The 23,219-nt window shown below is 43.7% G+C and carries 21 protein-coding genes; 3 read left to right on the top strand and 18 right to left on the bottom strand.

Annotated elements, in window-relative coordinates; translation table 11 throughout:
* Positions 1–41: 41 nt before the first annotated feature.
* A complete protein-coding gene (locus QUF73_01925; protein ID MDM5224961.1) occupies positions 42–935 on the bottom strand; it encodes a Virginiamycin B lyase in 894 nt (297 codons plus the stop codon).
* Positions 936–1,402: 467 nt separating this feature from the next.
* Here QUF73_01925 and QUF73_01920 point away from each other — a divergent pair, with 467 nt between their 5' ends.
* Positions 1,403–2,659, top strand: a complete 1,257-nt coding sequence (locus QUF73_01920; protein MDM5224960.1) for a dicarboxylate/amino acid:cation symporter — start codon at positions 1,403–1,405, stop codon at positions 2,657–2,659.
* A 67-nt stretch (positions 2,660–2,726) separates the two neighbouring features.
* Here QUF73_01920 and QUF73_01915 read toward each other — a convergent pair whose 3' ends face one another.
* The 6 genes from QUF73_01915 to QUF73_01890 all read right to left on the bottom strand — a co-directional run bounded on the left by QUF73_01915 (position 2,727) and on the right by QUF73_01890 (position 6,925).
* Positions 2,727–3,188 (bottom strand): DUF3574 domain-containing protein, encoded by a 462-nt coding sequence (locus QUF73_01915; protein ID MDM5224959.1) that lies wholly within the window; start codon positions 3,186–3,188, stop codon positions 2,727–2,729.
* A 217-nt stretch (positions 3,189–3,405) separates the two neighbouring features.
* The gene (locus QUF73_01910) at positions 3,406–3,753 is read right to left on the bottom strand and encodes a GIY-YIG nuclease family protein (protein ID MDM5224958.1); all 348 of its coding nucleotides are present in this window, start codon (positions 3,751–3,753) and stop codon (positions 3,406–3,408) included.
* Positions 3,754–3,770: 17 nt separating this feature from the next.
* A complete protein-coding gene (locus QUF73_01905; GenBank protein ID MDM5224957.1) occupies positions 3,771–4,526 on the bottom strand; it encodes a DUF2087 domain-containing protein in 756 nt (251 codons plus the stop codon).
* A gap of 253 nt (positions 4,527–4,779) precedes the next feature.
* Complete coding sequence (locus QUF73_01900) at positions 4,780–4,932, bottom strand: hypothetical protein (GenBank protein ID MDM5224956.1); 153 nt, start codon at positions 4,930–4,932, stop codon at positions 4,780–4,782.
* 525 nt (positions 4,933–5,457) lie between these two features.
* Positions 5,458–5,904, bottom strand: a complete 447-nt coding sequence (locus tag QUF73_01895; protein MDM5224955.1) for a CBO0543 family protein — start codon at positions 5,902–5,904, stop codon at positions 5,458–5,460.
* Positions 5,837–6,925, bottom strand: coding sequence for a DUF2515 family protein (locus QUF73_01890; protein ID MDM5224954.1), 1,089 nt, complete (start codon positions 6,923–6,925; stop codon positions 5,837–5,839). The genes QUF73_01895 and QUF73_01890 overlap by 68 nt, the downstream gene beginning before the upstream one ends.
* Before the next feature lie 119 nt (positions 6,926–7,044).
* Between QUF73_01890 and QUF73_01885 the strand changes: the two genes are divergently transcribed.
* Both QUF73_01885 and QUF73_01880 read left to right on the top strand, forming a co-directional pair.
* Positions 7,045–8,916 (top strand): prenyltransferase/squalene oxidase repeat-containing protein, encoded by a 1,872-nt coding sequence (locus QUF73_01885; protein MDM5224953.1) that lies wholly within the window; start codon positions 7,045–7,047, stop codon positions 8,914–8,916.
* 380 nt (positions 8,917–9,296) lie between these two features.
* Entirely contained in the window at positions 9,297–9,650 is a 354-nt protein-coding gene (locus tag QUF73_01880) for a hypothetical protein (GenBank protein ID MDM5224952.1), read from the top strand.
* Between the two features lie 163 nt (positions 9,651–9,813).
* Here the strand turns inward: QUF73_01880 and QUF73_01875 are convergent, their stop codons facing one another.
* The 11 genes from QUF73_01875 to QUF73_01825 form a co-directional block, all read right to left on the bottom strand.
* Positions 9,814–10,626, bottom strand: a complete 813-nt coding sequence (locus QUF73_01875; GenBank protein MDM5224951.1) for a sugar phosphate isomerase/epimerase family protein — start codon at positions 10,624–10,626, stop codon at positions 9,814–9,816.
* Positions 10,613–11,803: a dihydrodipicolinate synthase family protein gene (locus QUF73_01870; protein ID MDM5224950.1), complete on the bottom strand. Its 1,191-nt coding sequence runs from the start codon at positions 11,801–11,803 to the stop codon at positions 10,613–10,615. Before QUF73_01870 ends, QUF73_01875 begins: the two co-directional genes overlap by 14 nt.
* Positions 11,775–12,965, bottom strand: a complete 1,191-nt coding sequence (locus QUF73_01865) for a Gfo/Idh/MocA family oxidoreductase (GenBank protein MDM5224949.1) — start codon at positions 12,963–12,965, stop codon at positions 11,775–11,777. The genes QUF73_01870 and QUF73_01865 overlap by 29 nt, the downstream gene beginning before the upstream one ends.
* Before the next feature lie 194 nt (positions 12,966–13,159).
* Positions 13,160–14,428 (bottom strand): TRAP transporter large permease, encoded by a 1,269-nt coding sequence (locus QUF73_01860; GenBank protein MDM5224948.1) that lies wholly within the window; start codon positions 14,426–14,428, stop codon positions 13,160–13,162.
* Positions 14,425–14,946, bottom strand: a complete 522-nt coding sequence (locus QUF73_01855; protein MDM5224947.1) for a TRAP transporter small permease — start codon at positions 14,944–14,946, stop codon at positions 14,425–14,427. Before QUF73_01855 ends, QUF73_01860 begins: the two co-directional genes overlap by 4 nt.
* Positions 14,947–15,012: 66 nt before the next feature.
* Entirely contained in the window at positions 15,013–16,047 is a 1,035-nt protein-coding gene (locus QUF73_01850) for a TRAP transporter substrate-binding protein (GenBank protein ID MDM5224946.1), read from the bottom strand.
* Positions 16,048–16,163: 116 nt separating this feature from the next.
* Complete coding sequence (locus QUF73_01845) at positions 16,164–17,012, bottom strand: AraC family transcriptional regulator (GenBank protein MDM5224945.1); 849 nt, start codon at positions 17,010–17,012, stop codon at positions 16,164–16,166.
* A gap of 264 nt (positions 17,013–17,276) precedes the next feature.
* Complete coding sequence (locus tag QUF73_01840; GenBank protein MDM5224944.1) at positions 17,277–18,851, bottom strand: SagB family peptide dehydrogenase; 1,575 nt, start codon at positions 18,849–18,851, stop codon at positions 17,277–17,279.
* A 23-nt stretch (positions 18,852–18,874) separates the two neighbouring features.
* Positions 18,875–20,818 (bottom strand): TOMM precursor leader peptide-binding protein, encoded by a 1,944-nt coding sequence (locus tag QUF73_01835; protein MDM5224943.1) that lies wholly within the window; start codon positions 20,816–20,818, stop codon positions 18,875–18,877.
* Positions 20,815–22,743: a putative thiazole-containing bacteriocin maturation protein gene (locus QUF73_01830; protein MDM5224942.1), complete on the bottom strand. Its 1,929-nt coding sequence runs from the start codon at positions 22,741–22,743 to the stop codon at positions 20,815–20,817. Before QUF73_01830 ends, QUF73_01835 begins: the two co-directional genes overlap by 4 nt.
* Positions 22,744–22,914: 171 nt before the next feature.
* Positions 22,915–23,151, bottom strand: coding sequence for a heterocycloanthracin/sonorensin family bacteriocin (locus QUF73_01825; protein MDM5224941.1), 237 nt, complete (start codon positions 23,149–23,151; stop codon positions 22,915–22,917).
* Between the last annotated feature and the right edge of the window lie 68 nt (positions 23,152–23,219).

Genomic DNA, 23,219 nt, shown 5'->3' with positions numbered 1-23,219 from the left:
GGGGTTGAATGCTCTATTAAATTTCCTCTTAAAAAATGAGATTAATCATTCATAATAGATAGTTTCCCAATCTTATCACACTCCAGTGCAAACCAGATGGTTTTCCCATCGCTGCTTGAAATGCCATGCGGTTCAGCATTTGGGGTTTCGATAAGATATTCCTCAATAATCCCATTGTCTGTAATTCTCCCAATCTTATTTGCTCCCCACTCTGTAAACCATAAGTCATTTCCAGCACCAGCTGTAATGGCATGCGGCCGGGCGCTTGGTGTTGGAATTTCATATTCCGTTATTTCTCCAGATGTCGTAATGCGCCCTATTTTATTGCCGATAATCTCCACAAACCACTTTGCACCATCGTTTCCTTTCGTAATCCCAACCGGCCCTGATGCTGGTGTAGGAATTGTAAACTCTGTCACTTCTCCATTTTCCGTAATTCTTCCAATCGCATTATTTTGGTTTTCTGTGAACCATAAGGCATCATCAGATCCCAGCGTAATAAATGATGGATATGAACCTTGAGTTGGAAGGTCGTATTCATTGATTGAACCGTCTTCCTGAATCCGCCCAATGCGGTTTCCATTCATTTCGGTAAACCATATATCCCCGTTCGGCCCTTCTGTAATCCCATAGGGTGCTGAATCTGGATGGGGCAAGGGATATTCATGAATAGTGCCTTCTTTTGTTATTCTCCCAATGTTGTTGGCTGCATTCTCGGTAAACCAGACCTCTCCTTTTGACGACACCATTACACACATGACTTTTGCATCCGGTGTCGGCAGCGGGTACTCTGTCATTTCCCCATCCAAACCGATGCAGCTTATCTTATTGGCTTTATGCTGTGTAAACCAGACTTCTCCCTTGTCTGAAACAGCAATTCCGTATGGGCCTGTATCTTTACTGGCAAGATCAATTTCCTGTAATTGAAATTCCATACTGTTCCCTCCGAACACCAAAATGTTTTTTCAAAACAAAAAGCCTCCTATCTCATTTTCCCGAGACAGGAGGCATTGCGCACATAAATAGACTTAAATAAGCTTTTCGATTAGTTCAGCCTCTTTTCAAGTCAAAAAGCACACACATTAATCCTATCTCAGAAAAACAATCGATAAATTAAGCCCATTCAAACACATTTTTAGACTGACTCTGGTGCTAAATATCGATTTTCTCTAAAGCTAGGATTATAGGATCATGTGCTTTTCTTCACCCTTTCGATTATTGGATGTTTTAACTGTAAGTTAATTAATGACTGATGTCAATTGATGCTTGGCCAAAAATGGAAGATATTTTCCACAGAAAGCCAAATCAGACAGAATATTAAGAAATATTCCAGCAGCCTTCTTTTGAGGCACAATTTAATTATATAATAGAGTTTCGGAATATATAGAAAGGTTGAGACAACATGAAAAAGGTTCTTTCAAATTACAAACTAACCATCTTCCTGCTCCTTTCCATCCTGATCGGCGGAATTGCCGGAGTGGTTTTTGGCCCGAAGACAGCGGTGGTTAAGCCGCTTGGGGATTTATTCATAAATTTATTGTTTATGATCATTGTGCCGCTCGTCTTTTTTAGCATCGCTTCGAGCCTTGCGAATATGGGCGGAATGAAAAGGCTTGGTAAGATTATGACCGGGATATTCACCGTCTTTTTCATTACGGCTGTCATATCTGCCATCCTGGGTTTCATCGGGATTTCCATTGTGGATCCGCTCAAAAATACAGATATCTCAGCCATTAAGAGCATTATGACTGAGGCAGCTGTTGATCCTGAAGCAGAAGATGTCACGTTCCTGGGACAGCTGGTTCAGGCGTTCACGGTGCCTGATTTCCAGATGCTGTTCTCGAAGAACAACATGCTGCAGCTGATTGTGTTCTCAATCTTATTCGGACTGGCAACTGCGATGTCAGGTGAAAAAGGCAAGCCGATTGCGAATCTTCTTTCTTCTGGTTCAGCTGTCATGATGAAGATTGTTGGATTTGTGATGTATTATGCGCCAATTGGACTTGGCTGTTATTTCGCGACCATCATTGGTGAGCTTGGCCCGCAGATTCTTGGCGGATATGTACGTGTATTTGTTCTTTATCTTGTATTAACGCTCATTTACTTCTTTGGATTCTTTACGCTGTATGCCTTTGCGGCTGGCGGAAAGGATGGAGTCAAGGTGTTCTGGAAGAATGCCATCACTCCTTCTGTCAGTGCGATTGCCACATGCTCCAGTGCAGCTTGTATTCCGATTAACCTTGCGGCTGTCAGAAAGATGGGTGTTCCTCAGGATATTGCGGAGACGATGATCCCGCTTGGGGCTAATACCCATAAAGATGGGTCTGTTCTTGGCGGAGTGTTTAAGATTGTTTTCCTGTTCAGCCTTTTTGGAAAGGACATGTCGAGCATGACAAGCATTCTAACCATTCTTGCTGTTTCATTCCTGGTTGGAGCTGTTATGGGGGCAATCCCTGGCGGCGGTATGATTGGCGAGATGCTGATTTTAAGCGTATTCGGCTTTCCGCCTGAAGTACTGCCAATCATAGCGGTCATCTCTACAATCATTGATGCACCGGCAACCCTTCTGAATTCAGCCGGCAACACGGTTTCGGCCATGATGGTCAGCCGATTTGTTGAGGGGAAGAATTGGCTGAAGGAATCATTAGCCTTGAAATAAAGCTATTGGAGAGAGCAATAAGATAGGCTGGAAGGATACACACCTTCCAGCCTATCTTTTTGATAGATCATTCAATAAAATACATCTTTCCGTTGACCTCAAGTGATACGGATGATTGTTTCATTTCTTCCTTTAAAGCCCTGGCATAATCCACTACCTGCTTAATCTTTTTCTTGTCGAGATCCTCTGCAAAGCTGTACACGATGGTCACTTTCTCCTTTACAAGCTGCTCATCGTCAGAAAGCCATGCTCCTGTTCCATCAACAGCTGTTGCCCCTCCAAACATTCCCGAAAATTTTTCTAGAGTTTTGTTCACATATGGAGTATTATCAATTGGCTGATCAACATCATAGGTGGATGGTACATAAATTTTTACCACGTCTTCAAGATAATATTGCCCTTTTAAAGCCGAAGAGTGCTTACTGCTCGCCGCTTCCGGCTGCCCTGCAGCATAGACAGCACTTCCCAAAAAGCAAATGACCAGGATGAGAGGGATAACCCAATAGGCAATTCTTTTCCTATCCAACACTGCCACTCCTTTGTTTGTAAGTTCGCTGACGAAACACCGGTGCCTTCCTCTCAATGATTATAGCTTCTGGTTTCGAACAAATCATGGTATATTTTTCCTTATTTTCTTTAATTTTGCGGGCTTTAGTATGTATCCTTTTAACTAAATCACTCCCGCCACTTTAAAAGAAAAAGGGAATGACGAGATACACGCCATTCCCTTTTTGTCAGCCCTTTAGCTATTTGTTATATCCTTTGTCCCCATACGGCTGCAGCTCCTCCAGCCACTTTTCTTCCAGCTTCTCCAGGGCTTCCTTCTCGTTGAAATACGGATCATTTTTCTTTTTCAGCTTCTCCAGAATGTCAAAAGTAAAAGCGTCTTTCCCGTATTGATTCCACTCGTCCTGCAGCTCCCGATTAGGCATATAGCCGTTTGTTTCGAGTGAAAATCTTACTCCGTTTAGGCTTTTTAAATTATTCGTGCTGCCAAGGAAGATTTTATTGTTCACTGTATTCTTTATTTGATAAACCCCCGCTTCAATGGGCGTTTCTTTAAACTGCTGCTTTAATTCTCTTTTCCGTTCCATGGTAATCCCCCGTTTTTCTATTTTTTAAGCCAATACTCGCTGCCATCCAGCTTTCGGTCCAAAAAGCCATAGTCGATCAAATATCTTCTGATCAGAGCATAATCCTCATAAAAGTCCTTCAATGCCTGATTTAACTCTTTCTCGCCATATGTGCGGTCAGGCTGAAGCTGGCTGGCTAACTCCCGCAGCACAATCAGTCTTTGCTTCTCCTTTGGCGGAAATTTTACGAGAGGCTTATCGGTGCCTTCAGGGAAGTATTTCTTAAGGATTTTCTCCTGTTCTTCTTCTGTAATGTTGTAGCGATCATCCACCATCGTGGCTGTTTTATGAACAGGCAAGAACGCTGGTGCATACTCATCCTTTTCCTTCAGCAATTCCATGATTGCCAAAAAGGTTTTCGCCTGCCGTTCCTTTTCCTTTAAAGCAAAGCGGTGATGACGAATGGTCGATGTGCTCCCCATGTCTAATTCTTTCTGAATGTCCTTATCGCTTTTTCCCTGATAAAAAAGCTGCAGAAGACTTTTTTGATGATCGGTAACCCCTGTAAGCTTCTTATCCATGGACAGCAAATAATCAAACACCGAGTTGTGCGCTGTTTCGATATGAAGGCGAATATACCGTTCCGCTTCGTACAATCTATCTTTATATGGATATACAATTCCTTTTTCCGTCTTTTCCCCGCATAGCAGGCATATAAATGAATCCTTTTCTTCAATATATCCCTGTTTTAGCTCCTCCAAAGAAGCGTCCCAGAACAAATTTGATAATTCCATTAACCAAAACACATCCTAATCAATATAAAAATAAACAAATTATCATTTTGTTTGCTTTATGATAAACATATTAAAACAAAGTTTAAGTTTAGTCAACCACAAAACAAACATCCCTATAATATGTTTATTTATTTCCAAACGAAAGACAAAAAGGTTTGTGCAAATATAGTGATAACAATAAAAAAAGACCTCCGGTTAAGAAGGTCTAGCATCATTAACTCCATTTACACCTCTGCTTCATATGCCTAGGGATTTAATTTCCTCTTTTTTCAAAGTCCCTGAAATGTATGATCTCAGAAAGAATCTTACATCCATTTGCTTTCTCAAACTCCGTTCTGGCTTCCTCTTTATTGTCATACTCAAACATTTTGACTTTGTCATGTAAAAAAAGTGTTAGAATCCACAAATCTTATACCTCCCTGATTATAAGATGCTTGAAGAATGAGCACAATCCGCAGAACCCTCTATCGTTTATGGGAGTGAGAAGATGGGTTCATTTTAAAAACAGATTAAAAGCAACCGTAATTAGCCAGCCGAGTGCAAAAGTAAGGGAAATATATGTACCGACATAAAGTAAAACCTCCGCCATGATTCCTCCCCCAATGATTTTGACGTGAATTTTTCTTTATAGATGGGTTAATTCTTGCTGAGGTTTGTCAAATCGTATTAAAACTAAAAATACTTAGCCGTTTTCATCTCCCTCCCTCTTAAAATACTGTCATTATATCAAGTGATTTTTAAAAAAATGTCGAACAATTGGATCTTCACCGATTTGTTAATAGAGTGTTAACTTTCTTTAATAAATCTAATTTTTGTATTGTAACTGACAAATAGTTGTCTTTTTTTTCCGATGCCAATTTACGTTGATGCGGATTAATTGATTAACGAAACAGAAAAAAGCCTATTTCCACATAGGCTTTTAAAAATTTGATTATTGTTTCTTTCCATTCATCCATCCATGAAACGCAGATATTAATCCGATAAATAGGCAGTATCCGACGAAGGTATAAAGATGATGCCAGTTTTCTGCATGTACAAACATTCCCATACCCTCTGCCACTTTTTCCAGGGCTGCCATTGCTAAACTGATGGACAAAACAAATATCCATTTTAACCAGCCATTCAGGCTTTGCATGATTTTTAATAAAAGGATCATAAAGATTGGAAGGACTGCCAGGGTGAACAGAATATTGATTGAGAAAATGGCCGAGAATGGCCGGATCGGGAAGTCGTACATTCCCTTCCCGATAAAATACAGATCTAAGTATGTGCCTAACAGCGATGCCAATAGCATGGCCGGCATATACCTTCTAATTCCAGACGGCTTTTTTGGCAAGGGCTGCGAGCTCGAGTCTTTCAAGTGTTTTACAGTATGCATGCTGGATCTCCCCATTGATCATATCGTCTAACTCCAGAAAATACTCCATGACGTGAAAATCTCTAAACCAATCCCCTGGTTCGGCTTCAGGCTGGCTCACATTTTTCCAGGCCATTTCAAGGCTTGGGCTAAAAATCCGTCTTCCCCCCGGCCTCAGCTGGCATGATTTTAATTGAAACTGATATTGCTCGCCTGGCATTCCTTCATGGACATCATTGAAAATATGCGGCCAATAATCCTTCCTTGAACCCGTATGGGGGCGAGCATATGCCCATTGTTCCGTTAAGGCAAGCACCTCTTTATCCTTAAACAGGACATCATACAGTTTTTTCCCTAATAAGATCCGTTCATGAAGCGATTCAAAATGATTCAATGTCTGGCCCTTCATATGGGTAACACCATTCTTTTCATAAGGAAAAAGGATGTGATTCAAGGACAGAAGCTCCTGCAGCTTAAATTCAAGCTTATGAAAAACCTCTTGTTTATATAGCGGATTTTGAATCACCCTTTTTTCTAAATAGCTTTGTTCATTTATGATAAGGGCAATGGTGAGAAGGTAAGGATCGGGCTTTTTCCAAAAACAGCTCCAGACCGTCTCCATGAAGACCGAAACATTAAAGAACGGAAACAGGAAAAATAATGGCTTATTTCTTTTCAGGCTTTCCCGGTAAATCAAAAATTGCGGATAGGCATCCTGAAAGATTAGCCAATTCCCTCTTTCCAGAAAGGAAAAGAAGGAATGTTTTTCGCGATCCGGTAATAACCGGGCCAGAATCTCTCCTTTTAAATCGGTCATATTCCAGCCGCCATTGCGGGAAACCATATGTCCCAAAAAGGCCCAGTGGATTTCCGGACGCTGCCGGTAGAAATCAAGATAGGCTTTTGTCCTGGTGACATTATTCAGATTCCAGCCCATTGTCTCCCGTTTAATATGGCCGAGAATCCCCTTCTCCTCTTCTGAAAGATGAATTGATTTTTGAGTCCCTGTCCTTTTCTTTAATTCTTCCTTTAACCAGCCCATCGGGGACTTCCCTTGTTTCCTTTGAAAAAAGATGAGCATCCCCTCCTCCATGAATTCTCTTTCAGCCAGATGAATATGTATCTAAAGGATCCATTTTACTTGAGAGGAATGTGCATGAAATGACTGATACGGTTTCCGGCATGAACGATCTCATCACCCTATTAAGAAAAGAACAGTCTCCTTATGGCTCCTGGAATTATCCATTTGAAACTGGCATTTCAACAGATGCTTATATGATCATTTTATTAAGGACACTGGAGATACATGATGAAAATTTAATACAAGGGCTGGCAGCAAGGATCCTACGCAAGCAAGAGGAAAATGGCGCCTGGAAGATTTTCGAGGATGAAACGGATGGAAATGCAACTGCCACTTTGGAGGCTTATTACGGGCTCTTGTATTCGGGCTATATTCAGAAGGAAGATTCCAGAATGAAAGCTGCCAGGAAATTTATACTGGAGCATGGCGGTATGGAGAGCGTGAATGTTTTTACGAAAATTATGCTTTCCTCTACGGGGCAATATCAATGGCCTGAATCCTTTCCGATTCCTGTGGAGATTATGCTTCTGCCTCTTTCCTTCCCATTTAACTTTTATCAGTTTTCCGTGTATGGGCGTGTAAATCTGGCTCCGATTTTGATTCTGGCAGAGAAGAAGTTCAGCATTAAAACGAAAAATAGCCCTGACCTTTCAGATTTACTTTTAACAAGGTCAGGAGAAATACCATGGGGTATCCAGCCGGAATACCGGTCATTATTATCATTCATCAAAGAAGGTGTTGAAGATCTTTTAGGGCTGCCTGAAAAGTTTCACTCATTGGCTATTGACCGGGCAAAAAAATATATGCTTGAGCGGATTGAACCAGATGGAACATTCTATAGTTATTTCAGCTCAACCTTTTTAATGATCTTTGCGCTCCTGTCTCTTGGTCATTCCAAAGACGATCCCATTATAAAAAATGCGGTAGCGGGGCTGAAATCGCTCAGGACTGATATCGATGGTCTCCCTCATATGCAATATGCTAACGCCGGTGTTTGGAATACTTCTCTTATTAATGCCGCTCTTCAATTAGCCGGCCTTTCGCCAGAAGATCCTGCTGTAAAGAAAGCAAATACCTATTTGCTGAAGCGGCAGCATGATCAGTTTGGGGATTGGGTCATTCATAATCCGAATGCTTTGCCGGGGGGATGGGGATTTTCGGACGTAAATACCCGCAATCCCGATATAGACGATACAACTGCTTCGTTAAGATCGATCGCCAGAAATGTACAGGATAGTTCAGTCAATGAGGAATCTTGGGATCGGGGCATTCAGTGGCTATTATCTATGCAGAATGAGGATGGCGGATGGCCTTCCTTTGAAAGAAACACCGAGAATCCATGGCTCGGCTTCCTGCCGATTGAAAAGGGTGAATATATGTTTGGAGACCCAACCTCTGCCGATCTGACCGGGAGGACGCTGGAGTTTTTGGGTAACTATACCAATCTGCCTGATCATGACCCTTCTGTTCAAAACGCCAGTAACTGGCTGTTGAACAACCAGGAACAGAATGGATCATGGTATGGAAGATGGGGTGTCTGCTATATTTATGGAACGTGGGCGGCCGTAACAGGGCTTATTGCGTCTGGCCTTTCAAAAGACCATCATTCTATCCGAAAGTCTGCTGACTGGCTGAAGGGCATTCAAAACGAGGATGGCGGCTGGGGGGAATCCTGCCTGAGCGACAGTGAAAAATCATATGTTCCTTTGAATGCAAGTACCTTAACAGATACGGCATGGGCGCTTGATGCTTTAATTGCAGCCGAGGACCAGCCAACAGAAGCAATCCAAAAAGGAATTCATTACCTGGTCCATTCAATCAATAAAGAGGATTGGACAACAGCCTATCCAAAAGGGCAGGCCATGGCAGGAAGCTTCTACATCCATTATCATAGCTATCGGTATATTTTTCCCCTTATGGCACTGGCTCATTATCATCTTAAGTTTGGATGAAGCGTTGATTCCATTAGCCCTTGGCTAATCACCTTCTTCCGCTTAATGCACCATATTTCCGCACACAAAAAAGAAGCGGCAAATATAGTAACGGGTTCGGATGTTGAGTACAAAATTGAAAAAAGCAATAGAAATGGGAGTCCAATTCGCATATGAATTGGACTCCCTTTATTTGTTGATATATCAATGTTTATTTGGAATTTTCAACATAAATAGCACGAAAATTAGCATAGTAAATAACAAGTGACTGTTGACCAACAGGCGATGTTCGAAAAGCATGTCAAAACAGAAGCTAAATGGGTGATTGTTTTAATTTTACAAGGGGTTTTGTCATTTTATGTTAAATTAAGTAATAAGAACTTTATTTGGAGTGAAGAAATATGCCAATGGAACAAGAAACGATGGGTATGTTAATAGGTGGTTTATCAACCATTATGGGGATTTCATTTATCGTGGTATTAATATTGTTATTCTCGAAAAAAGGTAAATCATATAGAATGGCTTATGGATTAGTGTTGGGACATTTAGTTTTCTTTAGTTGGGCAGTTAGCCAAGCCTTAAAAGCAATCAGTTTTGACACAAACCATCCAATGGCATCCGAAGAAATATCTTTGCAACTCGGCATCTCAGGAGCTCTTTGGGCTATCAGTATGGTATTTTTAGTGATTGGCTTGATAAAATTTTCGTTTACCAAAAAAACGAATGTAGCAACACCGCACAAACAACAAATGTAATGTCTAAAAAAGGCATCGGTTCCTGACCGATGCCTTTTTAATGCTATTTTCTTTGCTAAATTTGGTTCGAAATTTATGCTATTTATATTTTTATTTGGTATGCTAATTTGAGTTTTGTACCACTGAATCGAACCCGTTACAAATATAGTCGCTTCATTTTTTACTACACGTGCTTCAAGTAGCTCTCTTTCATTTGAATTAATGTATCATCGGCAGGCTGGCTCCAGATTTGATCATTGAAAATTTCCACTTCAATAGGCCCGGAGTAGCCTGTTTTCTCTACAGCCTTGCGGATGCGGCTGATTTCAATTACACCGTCGCCCATCATTCCCCGCCCCTTTAGCATATCTAGAGTGGGGACCAGCCAATCGGAAACATGGAAGCCCAGGATTCGGCCTTTGGCCCGGCTGATCTGGTTATATAAGTCCGGATCCCACCATACATGAAAGACATCGACAACCACTCCGACCTGTTCAGGCCTGTATGCTTCCGCGAGAGTGTTAGCAAGGTCCATTGAAACGACCACCGACCGTTCCGCCGCATACATAGGGTGCAGCGGCTCGATTCCTAATTTCACCCCATGCGATTCCGCGAAAGGAACCAGCTGGGCGATTCCTTCCTCGACCATTTGCCGGGCAGATACAATGTCCCGGTCAGGAGACGGCCCGCAGACCAGAACGAGAACATCCGTCCCCAGCTCGGCCGCTTCTTCCACCGCTCTTTTATTATCGTCAATTCTTTTTTGCCTCTCAGATGCAGTTCCAGCCGGGAACATGCCGCCTCTGCATAAACTGGAAACCTTTAATCCGGCATCCTTGATCAGCCGCTTGCTTGTGCTTAAGCCCAACTCCTCTACCTTATGCCGCCAGGGGGCGATCCAGGGAACTTCCGCCCGGGCGCATCCCTCGATGGCTTCTTTTAAACTCCATTGCTCTGTCGTAATTTGATTCAGACTAAGACGCTCATAGTTTTCCACTGGAATACTCCTCCTGACGGATCCCCGCTAAATTCAATACCATCTTCATTCTTTCTGCAGCAAGCTCAGGGTCCGACAGCAGTCCGGCCTTGTCTGCCAATACAAACAGTTCCGACAGATGCACGATTGACCTTGCACTCTCAGCCCCGCCAATCATGCGGAAATGGGATTGGTGCCCGTTTAAATATGCCATGAAGACGATACCTGTTTTATAGGAATAAGTTGGAGCCTGGAAAATATGACGTGACAGCGGGACTGTTTTTTCCAATAAGGCATAATAGGATTCATAGTCACCTTCATCCAGAGCATGCAGGGCTGCAGCTGCCGCTGGTGCGATGGCGTCAAAAATCCCCAGGAAGGCATGGCTGTATCCGTGTTCATCCCCTTTAATCAATTCAGGATAATTGAAATCATCGCCGGTATACATTTTTACACCTGGAGGAAGAAGCCTGCGCATTTCAATTTCACGGGAAGCATCAAGAAGGGAAATTTTAATTCCGTCGACTTTGTCTTTGTTATCCCAAATGACATTCAGACAGACCTCCATTGCATCATCCAGATTCTTGTAGCCCCAGTATCCTTTTAAGGATGGATCGAACATGTCGCCAAGCCAGTGAAGGATAACCGGATTAGAGACCTGTCTTAGAATATTGGCATAAATCCTCTCATAATCCTCAGGGCCTTGAGCACAATCTGCCAGTGCCCTGCTTGCCATCAGGATGATTTGCGAGTTATGCTGTTCTACAAATTCGCATTGCTCCTCATAGGCAGCCTGAACATCCGCTAAGGTGACGGAAGGGCCAGGGAGCAGCTGATCTGTCCCGGCTCCGCATGCTATCCTGCCGCCTTCTGCTTTAGCCTCCGCAGCCGATCGGCGAATGAGCTCCTTTGCGTGCTCCCAATTAAGACCCATACCGCGCTGGGCCGTATCCATTGCCTCTGCCACCGAGAGACCCATAGACCATAGATGTCTTCGATATGCTAAAGTGTTTTCCCAGTCGATCTTTGCCTTTAAAATGGGATCGGAATCTGTAAGAGGATCACAAACCACATGTGCAGCTGAAAAGGCGATCCTGCTTTTGAAAGGGCCTTCCGGCAGGATGAAAGCTTTATTATTCCCGGCGTGATATTCATATGACTTGCCGTTTTTATCTGGCAGAGTTAACTGCTTCACCATTCTTTCTCACCTCCAGGCTTAATTCCGGTACATCAATCCAGCGCCGTTCCTCCCACGATTTAAGCCCTAGTTCAGCCAGCTGAGTTCCTTTGGCACCTTCGAGCAAATCCCAAGGAAACGGTTCGCCGGCTGCAATATGCTTTAAAAACAGCTCCCACTGGACCTTGAAGCCATTATCAAAAACCTGGTTATCCGGAACTGTTTGCCATTGTTCTGTAAATGCAAAAGGATTCTCAATGTCAGGATTCCAGACAGGCTTTGGTGTATTGATGCGATGCTGAATCTTGCAATCTCTTAAACCGGCTACTGCGCTTCCGTGAGTGCCATCTACTTGTATCGTTAATAAATCTTCCCGATTAACCCGGACAGTCCAGGAAGAATTCACCTGTGCAATAATGCCGCCTTCGAGCTCAAATGTTGCATATGCAGCATCATCGGCCGTGCATACATACGTATTGCCTTTCTCATCGACCCGTTTAGGAATATGGGTTTTACCCAGGCAGGAAACAGATTCTACATTTCCAAATAAGTTATCAAGGACATATCGCCAATGGGCAAACATATCAACAATAATCCCGCCTCCATCTTCCTTCCGGTAATTCCATGATGGACGCTGTCCGGCCTGCCAGTCTCCTTCAAATACCCAGTAGCCAAATTCCATTTGAACGGATAGGATTTTGCCGAAAAAACCAGAATCTATCAGTCTTTTTAATTTTAATAGTCCAGGCAGGAATAATTTATCCTGAACTACTCCATTTTTCACGCCAGCCTCGTAAGCGAGCTTGGCAAGTTCAATAGATTCTTCCAAACTTGCGGCAGTTGGTTTTTCACAGTAAATGTGCTTTCCAGCTTTTATTGCTTTCCGAATGGCATCCGCCCTTCGGACGGTGGTTTGAGAATCAAAATAGATCACATTATGCGGATCAGCCAGGCACTCATCCAGGTCTGTACTCCATCGGCTTATATTGTGCTTTTCAGCAAGCGATTGCAGTTTATCTTTGTTTCTTCCAACAAGAATGGGGTCCGGCATAATAACATCCCCATTCGCAAGCTCCACCCCGCCTTGCTCGCGGATTGCCACGATAGATCTCACTAAATGCTGATTGGTTCCCATCCTTCCGGTCACACCGTTCATAATAATTCCGATATTCTTAACTGCCATAACTCTTTTCCTCCTTTTTGACTATAAAGCCAAGTAATTTGTTGTTTAGCTTACTTTTATTCTAAAAATTTCTGAAAGGATTATCTCATCCATATCGGAAGGCTTTTTGCAATATCGGAGATAAGAGGGAAAATCTATTAGATTAATGGCAAAAAAACACCCCTTCCTTTTGGAAGAGGCGAAAATGAAGAATATTATTGGTAAACAAAATCTGCTAAATATAGAGAAAGCTGTGGCACATACGTAATCACCATTAGTGCTGCAATCAGCACAAATATAAACGGCATGGTACCCCGTGTTACACCAGCCAGCGACATTTTGCTGATGCCTGAGGCCACAAATAGATTCAATCCAAATGGCGGAGTCAGCATTCCGATTGCCAGATTGATAATCATGATAACGCCGAAATGAATCGGATCTATTCCCATTTCAAGCACCACCGGCAAAAACAGCGGGACAAGAATCAGCACTGCTGCGCTTGAATCCATGAACATTCCCACGATCAGCAGGATAATATTGACAAGAATTAAGAAAACAAAAGGAGTTGATGCATACTCTATTAATTTCCCTGCAACGGTAGAAGGAATTTGTTCATAGGTTAAATACCAGCTGAATACCTTCGATGCAGAAATGACGAGCATAATCATGGCAGACGTTACAATTGATCTTTTTGTAACGGCAAATAATTCCTTAAAAGTCAGTTCCTTATAGATGAAAAATCCGACAATCATGCTGTATACAATCGCGACCGCCGCGGCTTCGGTCGGGGTGAAAACACCAAAGTAAATTCCCCCAAGGACGATCACTGGCATCAAAATTCCCCAGATGGCAGAAACCGTTGATTTCCATAATTCCTTTCCTGTCGGTCTTGGGTCTGGCTTATGTCCCTGTTTTTTTGCAATAACATACCCGACAGTCATAAGAATCAGTCCGATGAAGATTCCCGGTATGACTCCGGCAATAAACAATTTGCCGATTGAAACCTCCGCAACAGAGCCATAGACTAGAAACGTTATACTGGGAGGGATGATGATGCCGAGCGATCCGGATGCACACATTAATCCAACCGAGAATTTTTCGGAAAAGCGCGCTTCCTTTAAAGATGGGATCATGATGCCCCCAATCGCCGCAACCGTTGCAGGGCTTGAACCTGAAAGGGCGGCAAAAAACATGGACGATAGCACCCCTGCAATTGGCAGGCCTCCGGTTGTCCATCCGACCCATTTCTTCGTGAAATCTATTAATCTCTTGGATGTTCCCCCTGCCAGCATTAAATCTCCTGCAAATACAAAGAAAGGAATGGCCATTAGTGAAAAGGAATCTACTCCAGAAAACATGGTCCTCGCCAATGTATCCATCGGGACATTGCTTTGAAGGATGACGACAATCGTACTTAACGCAATGGAAATTGCAATTGGAACCCCCAATAATAGAAGAAGCAGAAAGATGATTAATAGCATCATAGTTTTGGAGCCTCCTCTTTTGGAGGAATAATGGTTTCGTTTACTGAACGTAAGCTTTTAACATCCTGAACTAAAAGCTGCAGAAAGCGAATCATCATCAGGCTTGCACCTACCGGGAGAGCCAGATAAGGGATAAACATCGGCATTCCGGTAGCCGGTGTAACACTGCCGAATTCGATAACACTGGAAACGATTCCGCTGCCTGACCAAATTAAAAAGACACAGAAAACAATTGAAATTAGATTGGCAATCGTTGAAAAGACTTTTTTTCCTCTATCAGGCAAATAAGTAACAAGAGCATCCATTGTGGCATGTGCTTTTTCCCTGACAGCAATGCTGCTCCCTATAAATACAAACCATACTATCAAGTACCTGGCCACCTCTTCTGACCAGGAAAGCGAATAATTGAAAAAGTATCTGAGCACCACTTGGACAAACACAAGCAATGAAGTAAAGATTAAGGAAATAACTCCCACATATTCTTCAAAATAATTCAAAATGTGATTGATTCTCTGCAATGAAGATCCCTCCTTCTTGAAAAAGAGACGGCCATCAGCCGTCCTTGATTGTCATTTTTTACAGCTCTACTTTATTTCGGCGTCCTTTATGGCATCCAGCAATTCCTGGCCGCCTTCCACTTTCTTAAAGTCTTCATAAACTTCACTAGTAGCCTCAATAAATGCCTCTTTATCCGATTCAGTCAGTTCGGTAATTTCAATACCGGATTCTTCTAACGTTTTCATATAAGCTTCTTCATCCGCAGCAGATTGTTCCCATTGCCAATCCGTTACCTCAGCAGATACTTCATCAACAGCTTTCTGAAGATCTGCAGGAAGCTTCTGATAGAATTGCTCACTGATTAATAACGGATAAGCCATATATCCATGACTGCTTAAAGTTAAATAATCCTGGACTTCATAGAATTTTTTGCTGACGATATTGCTTAAAGGATTTTCCTGCCCATCAACCGTTTTGGTTTGAAGAGCTGTATATAATTCCGCAAAGTCAATGGAAACTCCGCCTGCGCCCATCGCCTGGAACTGGGAAATTAAGAGCGGGCTTTGGGAAACACGCATCTTCAGGCCATCCAGATCCTCCGGCTTTTGAATCGTTTGCCTGGAATTCGTCAGATGCTTGAATCCTCCGTCCCAATATCCCAAGGCACGAAGACCCTGTTTCTCCAGGTGCTGGTTGAAAATTTCACCCACTTTTCCATTTACAGCGCTTTTCACATGGTCACGATCTTTAAATAAATAGGGCAGGTCAAACACTTCAAATTGTTTAACAAAGGCGGGCAAAACGCCAGTAAAAGGAGCGTTCACCTGAATGGTTCCAGACTGCATTTGTTCCGTGATTTCCCTGTCAGCTCCCAATTGGGAATCCGGGAAGACTTCCACTTTAATTTGGCCGTCTGTCCGCTCCTCCAATAGCTCTTTAAACTTCTCGGCAGCTTTGCCCTTTGCTGTTGAAGCGCTTACAACATGTGCAAATTTTATAACATATTCCCCTTTTTCTTCAGCCTTGCCGCTTCCCCCTGTTGCTCCTGAATTTCCACAGCCAGCTGTAAACATAGCAAGCATCAGAATACAAATTGAAAATAATCCCCATTTTCTTTTCATGTCCCTTTGGCCCTCCTAAATAAAATATTTTTCTCTCTTGTTTACTATTTTGAATTTTCTTTCAACTATTGTCTTATGAGATTGAGAGAAAAATTCTTAATTTTGGAGATAGGCCATCAGGAAACGGTATCTGAAACATCTGAAGCTGACTGCGAGGACAAGCGGAATTTATTCGGTGAAATCCCCACCAGATTTCTGAAAGTACGATAAAAGGTTGATAATGTTTCATATCCAACCTCAAAGCAAATGGATACGATATCCTGATCAGATTGGAGCAGCAATTCCTTTGCATGGTTAATCCTTACCTTCTGAAGATATTGCAGGGGGGTATCATTAAACTTCCTCTTAAAAATATCATTCATGTATCTTGTTGAGATTCCAAACACAGCAGACAGACTTTCTGCCGTGATATTATTGAAATAATGCCTCTCTATGTATTCCTTCATTTGTATGGATCGAATATCATTCGCATCCTGAACAAATGAAAAATTCTGCTGACGCAGAAGGTGAATGATGATTTCAATCAGATACACAGGCATGGACAGCTTTCCAAATAAGTCCCCATTTTTTTGCTCATACAGCATTTTTCTAATTAACGGCCGAATTTCACTTGCCGTATATAAATCAAGTTCAAAATACCGGGCGCTTTTCTGAATTAAAGAAAGCAATTCATTTTGCATGGTAATTTTCAGCAAAGGTACTGAAAATGCAAGAACCAAAACTGTCATTTTAGTAGTCGCTTTTATAGAGTGAACACAGTTTGGAGTAATCAGCACTACCTTATCTTTAGAAAAATTATAAGCCTTTCCATCAAGGGTAATCTCCCCTTCACCTTCAAGCGCATAGAGAATTTGAAAATGATCATGATAATGTTCAGCCACAAACTTGCCTCTGAGATGCTTGCTTTCATACAAATTAATTCCTGTTTCAGGAAAATCAAATCTTCTGTAAAGCTTTTTGTCCATGAGAGCCTCCTAAAAAATCGATTAATTTTTGTTGATAATAAATATTCTATATATGAAAGGGTTACCCTTTAATAAATTTCTGCGAAGCAAAATGATATAAGGCTCCTGTTATTGAATTTTCCATTCAAAAACAGGAGCCTTAATTATTTAAAAATATCAATTTTATAGAACATGTAAATATTCTTTATCATCCTAATTGAATCATTCTATTATTTAAAAAGTTATTCCACTCGTGAATTAGAATTTCCTATATCATCACTCCACCTAGCTAATTAAATTCCCCCTCAGCCATGGACGTGCCCGGTAGAAGCCAATCGGGATTTGGATAAGGCTAGTTTTTCCCTGTGATTCCATCCTATAAATTTCATCGCACATTTTCGCATCAAATCCGAGTAGCGGATGCCCGCCCATCCCAAGGGCTGTAGCAGCTAAAAGCAGCCGCTGCACAAGCATTCCTGCTTCCATTTGCTGGATTCGATAGCCTCTGTAGCCCATTTCTGTTTTATGGAAATCTTTATCTCCTGCTACATGAAAGCAGAGCGGGACTTGGTACAGATTCACATTGCCAGCAGGCATTCCGTATTGAAGTGCTAGGCGATGATCTCCGGGATTAAGCTCCCTTAGTGAATGAGCATCGCTGTCGTAATAATAAGCTCCATCCGGAATCCCTTCGACATTATTCAAACACACAAATAGAGTTACACGTGACGCACGGTTTTCAAGTGCCATATCTAAGTCGTTTCGATACAAGCAGGATTCGGCCGCCTCCTTAAGCAGTGCAGATAGCTGATCCTGGCTAACCTTTCCTGAAACGAAATCCATGTCCGGTGAAAATCGCTTCCGGCAGACTGACGCCAAATCATACGATATCCTATTTACATGAGGAAGAGACACAGGCCGGCCCTCACAATTGGTCTCATGAGGAGTGATTTGACGAAACGATTTAGCTGATTCCTGCATGGACGCTTTATTGATGCTGGTTAACATCGGAAATTCTTTCACTCTGTTTGACCTGACCCATTCATTAGTCTGAATAGAGGTTACTTCCTCACACAATTCGGAGGCAGAGGCCATTCCGTCCCTGCTGCTTCTGTTCGCAGCCCAGCTGGTCGGTTCAACTGACAGCGGGATAACGGCATATACGCTCTCTTCCTGATCAGACAGTCCAAGGAGATGGTTGAGGGCACGATCAAGAAATTGGAAGTAAACTCCCGCTGCAAACCCAAACCTCTTTGTAACCTCCAATAACTGTCCAATCACTGCACCTGCATCCAAGCCCTGCAGACGGTAAGCAAAGTTATTGTATTTAAAGTAATTTTTCCAGAACATGGTCGTCACAAACACAGTCCCAAAACAAGATGACACATCACAGCGATTGCCAAGAGCACGGGCTATATATGAATCGAAATTCCCCTTGCGCAGCAGCACCAGGCGGTGGTGCAGTACATCATAATGGTATATCCCCACCGGTAAATCATCTATTTTCAGAAACATGTATAATTCGTTAGGATACAGCGCTCCGCCAGAAGGTACGGACCGCCGAAACGACTGCATAAACCCATCGGCACCTTCACTGGAACCAGTTGAAGAGACAGATTGGCTAAACTGATTAACGCCGAATGTATACCAAAGAAAATGACCAATTCTCCTAAGGTCAGGCTTTGCCGGTGCCTCCCATTCTTTAAAGGAAAGGGGAACCTCCTGTGAAAGGGGTACAACTGGCAAGCCTCGGTATAGCTTATAGGCAAGCGGTGCATCTTCCCAATCCACTTCCCAATCTGGCGGGCTTATCTGGTCAATATCAAAATGCAAATTGTGCAGAAATGTATCTAGATTCATCCTGTTTACCTCCAAGTCAGGCCTTATGGAAATGGGTGGGGATGCGGATTAAGCTGTTCAACTGTAAGCGGTTCTTTTGCATATCCAAGTTTCATTGGGACCTTTAACACCCTCTCAAGCCCTGTTACACGTGTCAGGTGGTGTCCAAATGTCATTGGCAGCATACCTGGGATCAGCACTTTGACACAATGCAGCCCGCTCCGCTTTACTTCAGGTGTTGTCTGATCCACTACTATTACATCAAGCTTTTGCCGGTGCAATGCCTGAAGGATGTCCTGCAGATCCTCTGTCAGGTCTGCATGTCTCTCCTCCCAATTGAACTCCTCGGAAAATGTTCGGAACGGACGATTTTCATCCAGCAAAAACTTCAGGCGCTCTTCCGCTTGCGGTAAACCGTAAAGCATCCCATGATCATCCATTTTCCCGACGAGGGAAGAATCCTGCAGCATTCCCAAAAATTCCTTCTTGTTTTCTTCTAATTTATCGTCAAGTGTCATCATCATCCCAGCCAATTCGTGAACCGCACTTTTTACCGCTCGTATCGGGTCTAGATGGGCTCCGGCCGCACAAATGAGATTCAATCCTTTTTTCTTCCTGTTTTTCGCCATCGCCCAAACACTTGGAATTCCGTGCTCCATTGTCGCGTTATACAGATGCAGATCATATCCCCCTACTGTCCTGACCCGATCAATCATCAGCTGTAATTCCCGGTCATTGGAGGAATAAGGATCAAGACGCGGAAGGGCCAGCTGTCCGTACCAGGTCATCAGGAATGAGTCACGCTCCACCACTTCCATAATTCCGTAGAAAATCGCCTCTTCCAGGCTGCCGCCCAGTGCGCACCCGTTGGACGTTTCATAGACAAATCCATTCCCGCAGCCCAAGCTGTAATAAGCAAGAAGCTCAGGAACCAAAATTGGGCGCTCCTGCAAAAACGAATAACCCCATACCCAATTCATCGGGATATCAGGATCAAATTTTTTAAATGGAAAGTGCGGCCGTGCATATTGTTCATCTGCATGCACACCTACTTTTACAGGATTAAGAGCCCGATCTTCCAAGTTGCGGAAACTGTCATAGACTGCTGTCCTCTTTCCACGGGGCGATATGCCGCAGGAACGCTCAAGCCCCTCCAAAATGGCTGTCAGCTCGCTCACCTTATAGGAATGAGTGCGGCCTGCCACGCCTTCGTCCCCTCTAAACAGCGGCAGGTTAACCACTACATCCGCAAACGGAGGTGTGAAATCATACATTTTACCATTTAATAATCCAGTCCGCGGATCCAAATAATTTCTGACGAGCGTTTGATCTAAATCTTCCAACGAGCGGCAGCGGTAACTGTCTGCGCTTATTTTTGGACTTGGCATCATGATAATTCGCGCAGCTTCCTGTGAATCTTCAGGCAGGGAGCTGCAGACTGGGCACAATGAATCGGGCAGTATGTGGTGGCAAGAGGTTTTAAGTGTTTTCAGGCTGACCAAAAACATTCGCCGATCCAAATCCTCCAAGCTGCCCTTCAGGACCCTCTGCACCTCCGACAAAAGCAGGTAAGACATCTGTAAGAGTCCCGTCCGCGATGCCCAGGCATCACGCTCTAATCCGCTGCTCCCTTCGAGTCTCTGCTGCAGTTCCCACATCTCTTCCCGGTCACGCCCTGCCAGGAGTTTTCGCATGTCTCCACACTGTGAGCACCCCGGCGTGGAAGGGTGAACGAATGGTCCAATCACACCCTCTCCAAATGACACAAAGCCCCGCAGCCAGGGAATACCTGATGACCGTGACACCTCTTCCGCCTTTTTATGAACGGCTGGCAGCCAGGTATCGTGCAGCACCAGAATCAAATCAGTCCCGCCCGGCAGTTCTGGCTCGAAATTCAATTGACGAACTACCTTATATTCTGCGGGCAGTTCTTTGCATACGCTGTCCGCCAGCAGTCCTTCTCCGACAACTACTACGACAGCACTCACTGCGATTCCTCCTCTCGTATGAACACCCCATACACCCCTGCGAGACTCTCTTTTAAAAATGGTTCGAACGAAAATTCACAGACTAAGAGCCGTTTGCTGTTCTCTTCCAGCACCTGTCTGGCAGACAGCAAAACCTGGGATTGTTCCTTCTCTTCACACGGAGGGATGACAATACTTTGAGGCTCCTTTTCTTCCAAAAGCACAGATGACACTTCCACGGCAGTTGCCTTATGTCTGTTCATGTCGTTTTGCACCTGTATAATCGCGTGCTGCAGCGCTTTCCTCAGAGCTAATGTTCTATTAAAGCCAACACTGCCAAACCAGCGATCGTTCGTACCGACCCAGACCACAGGGAAACCGGCCACTTCCTCACCCTGGCAGATTCTCGGTGCTCTATGCAGCGTTGTCAATGCGTCCAAATAGTACCTGCAGCGTTCATCTTCTACTGCACTCAAATGCAGCGGAACAACGGCTTTCTGAATCTCTTGACACTGAGCCAGTTCCTCTTCCAAACACCTATCCAGCCCGCGTAAAACTCCCTCTGCAAATGTTTCTCCTGCACCCACACCAGCAAATCCCGGCGGAAGCTGAGCTGCAGCAAGCTGTCCAGCCATCCTTGACACATATGCTTCTATTCCGGTCAGTCCCGCTTCCCGGCGTGCCTCCGTATGGCTCAATTCGGTGCAGACAATGTTCGGCAGGAGCTCTGCCGGTCCCTTTGACAACGGATCGACTGCCTGAACCTCGCATTGCGCTAACGGAAGCTGCTTTAAATCTCCCTCCTCCCATTTATGAAAAATACCTGACTCTTTGGAAGTCAATTGACTGAAAAAGAGAAACAAACTGTCTGGCTTAGTTCTGTCGGAACTATGTCCGATCCTCTGATCAACATCCTGAATCCATTCTACAGCTGTATTTCCTGTCAATAGCGGATGAGGCAGGTAGGAATGCCAATTACCTTCAAGCGTCTCCAGATTCAGCAGGAAAAACTGATTTCTCTGTTCAGCACTTAGCAATCCCGTAACCTCTTTAAACAATTCAAACACGATCATATTAGCCAGCATGGCTCGTGCAGTAGAGGAGATGGTGTGCACTTCCTTGTCTTCGCAAAACGCGGATTGATGTACGCGATGCCAGGCAGAATCCCAGCACCCTTCTGATTCCGGATGCACGAGCGGACCTGCCATACCAGCCTGTTTGTGGAAAACTGCAGGAAGAAATATCTTTTTCTCTTTCCTGCAAGCGGCATTTATAGCCTGCAGCTCCTCTACATTTCCTGCTTCCGACACATATAAAATAGAATCATACGGCTGTATCAATTCCTCCAAGGTATGATCTTCCTCACTGCCGAGGGTTATCTCCTCTGCAGAAACCTCCGGATCTGTTTGCCTGGCATGTGCGACAATATCCTTCAGCCGCTTTGTATTAGTCGATTCAGGGTCCGTTATGAGCATATGAACCTTAGGCAATCCGGACTCAATGAGCGATGAAACCAGGGAAACAAAAAAAGGGCCAGATCCTGCTGCCAGCACTTTTGAATGCCGGTAGGCCTGGAATCGGTATGCACCTGAATCACCGAAGCTTTCCAATAATTCGATCTGAGAAGCAAACTTTTTAAGAACATGATCTTGCAATTGGTGAGGCTGGTCGTGGCTTACATCCCGAACAAAGCCATTCCGATACAGCACTTCTGCAATTTCAAACACCCGATCCCTATGCGGGCCCGGCAAACCTGCTGTCAAATCCCCCAAGGTATAGCCACCATTAAACATTGGCATCAGCTTTTGAACCCACTGATCGATCATGCTGCCTTCCATTTGGAAGGAGCTTTCATTGTTCCGAAAATACACACCCTTATTTGGATCCGGGAGAAAAAACGTGTCCCTTTTTACCTTCAGCCGCATAGAAGGGGTCAAATTTTTCATTTCGCGCCTCCTTACCCGTAAACTGTTCCTATTTATTAAACATTACTTTCTCTATAATCCTATGTACCGGGATTTGTCTCATATGTCTAACCTTCAAGAGAAAATCCCCTGCAAAATGCAGGGGATTTCCTTTTGCTATCCAGCCGGGATTGTATTATAGATTCATGGTTATTAACCACCGCAGCGGCCGCCACAACGGTGTCCGCAGCGACCTCCGCACCTAAAACAATTAGAGCATCTGAAACAGTTGAAACAGTTAAAGCAGTTGAAACAGAAGAAGAAAAAGCAGCTAAAACAGCGGCCAAAACCGCCGCCAAAACCACCGCATTGCCGAGCCTGATCCATATAGTATTGATTTTGATCCCAAGGAACCGCCTCGTTCGCATGGAAATCACCAACATTCAACATTTGAAGATCTCTTTGAAAATCATTCATGTCCATACCTCCGTATATATTTAATAAGATGTGCCCGCAAC

It is taken from the genome of Cytobacillus sp. NJ13, from assembly GCA_030348385.1.
Classification (GTDB): Bacteria; Bacillota; Bacilli; order Bacillales; family Cytobacillaceae; genus Cytobacillus.
Note: the sequence above shows the minus strand (reverse complement) of the source record. Positions and strands in the feature narration are given on the sequence as shown.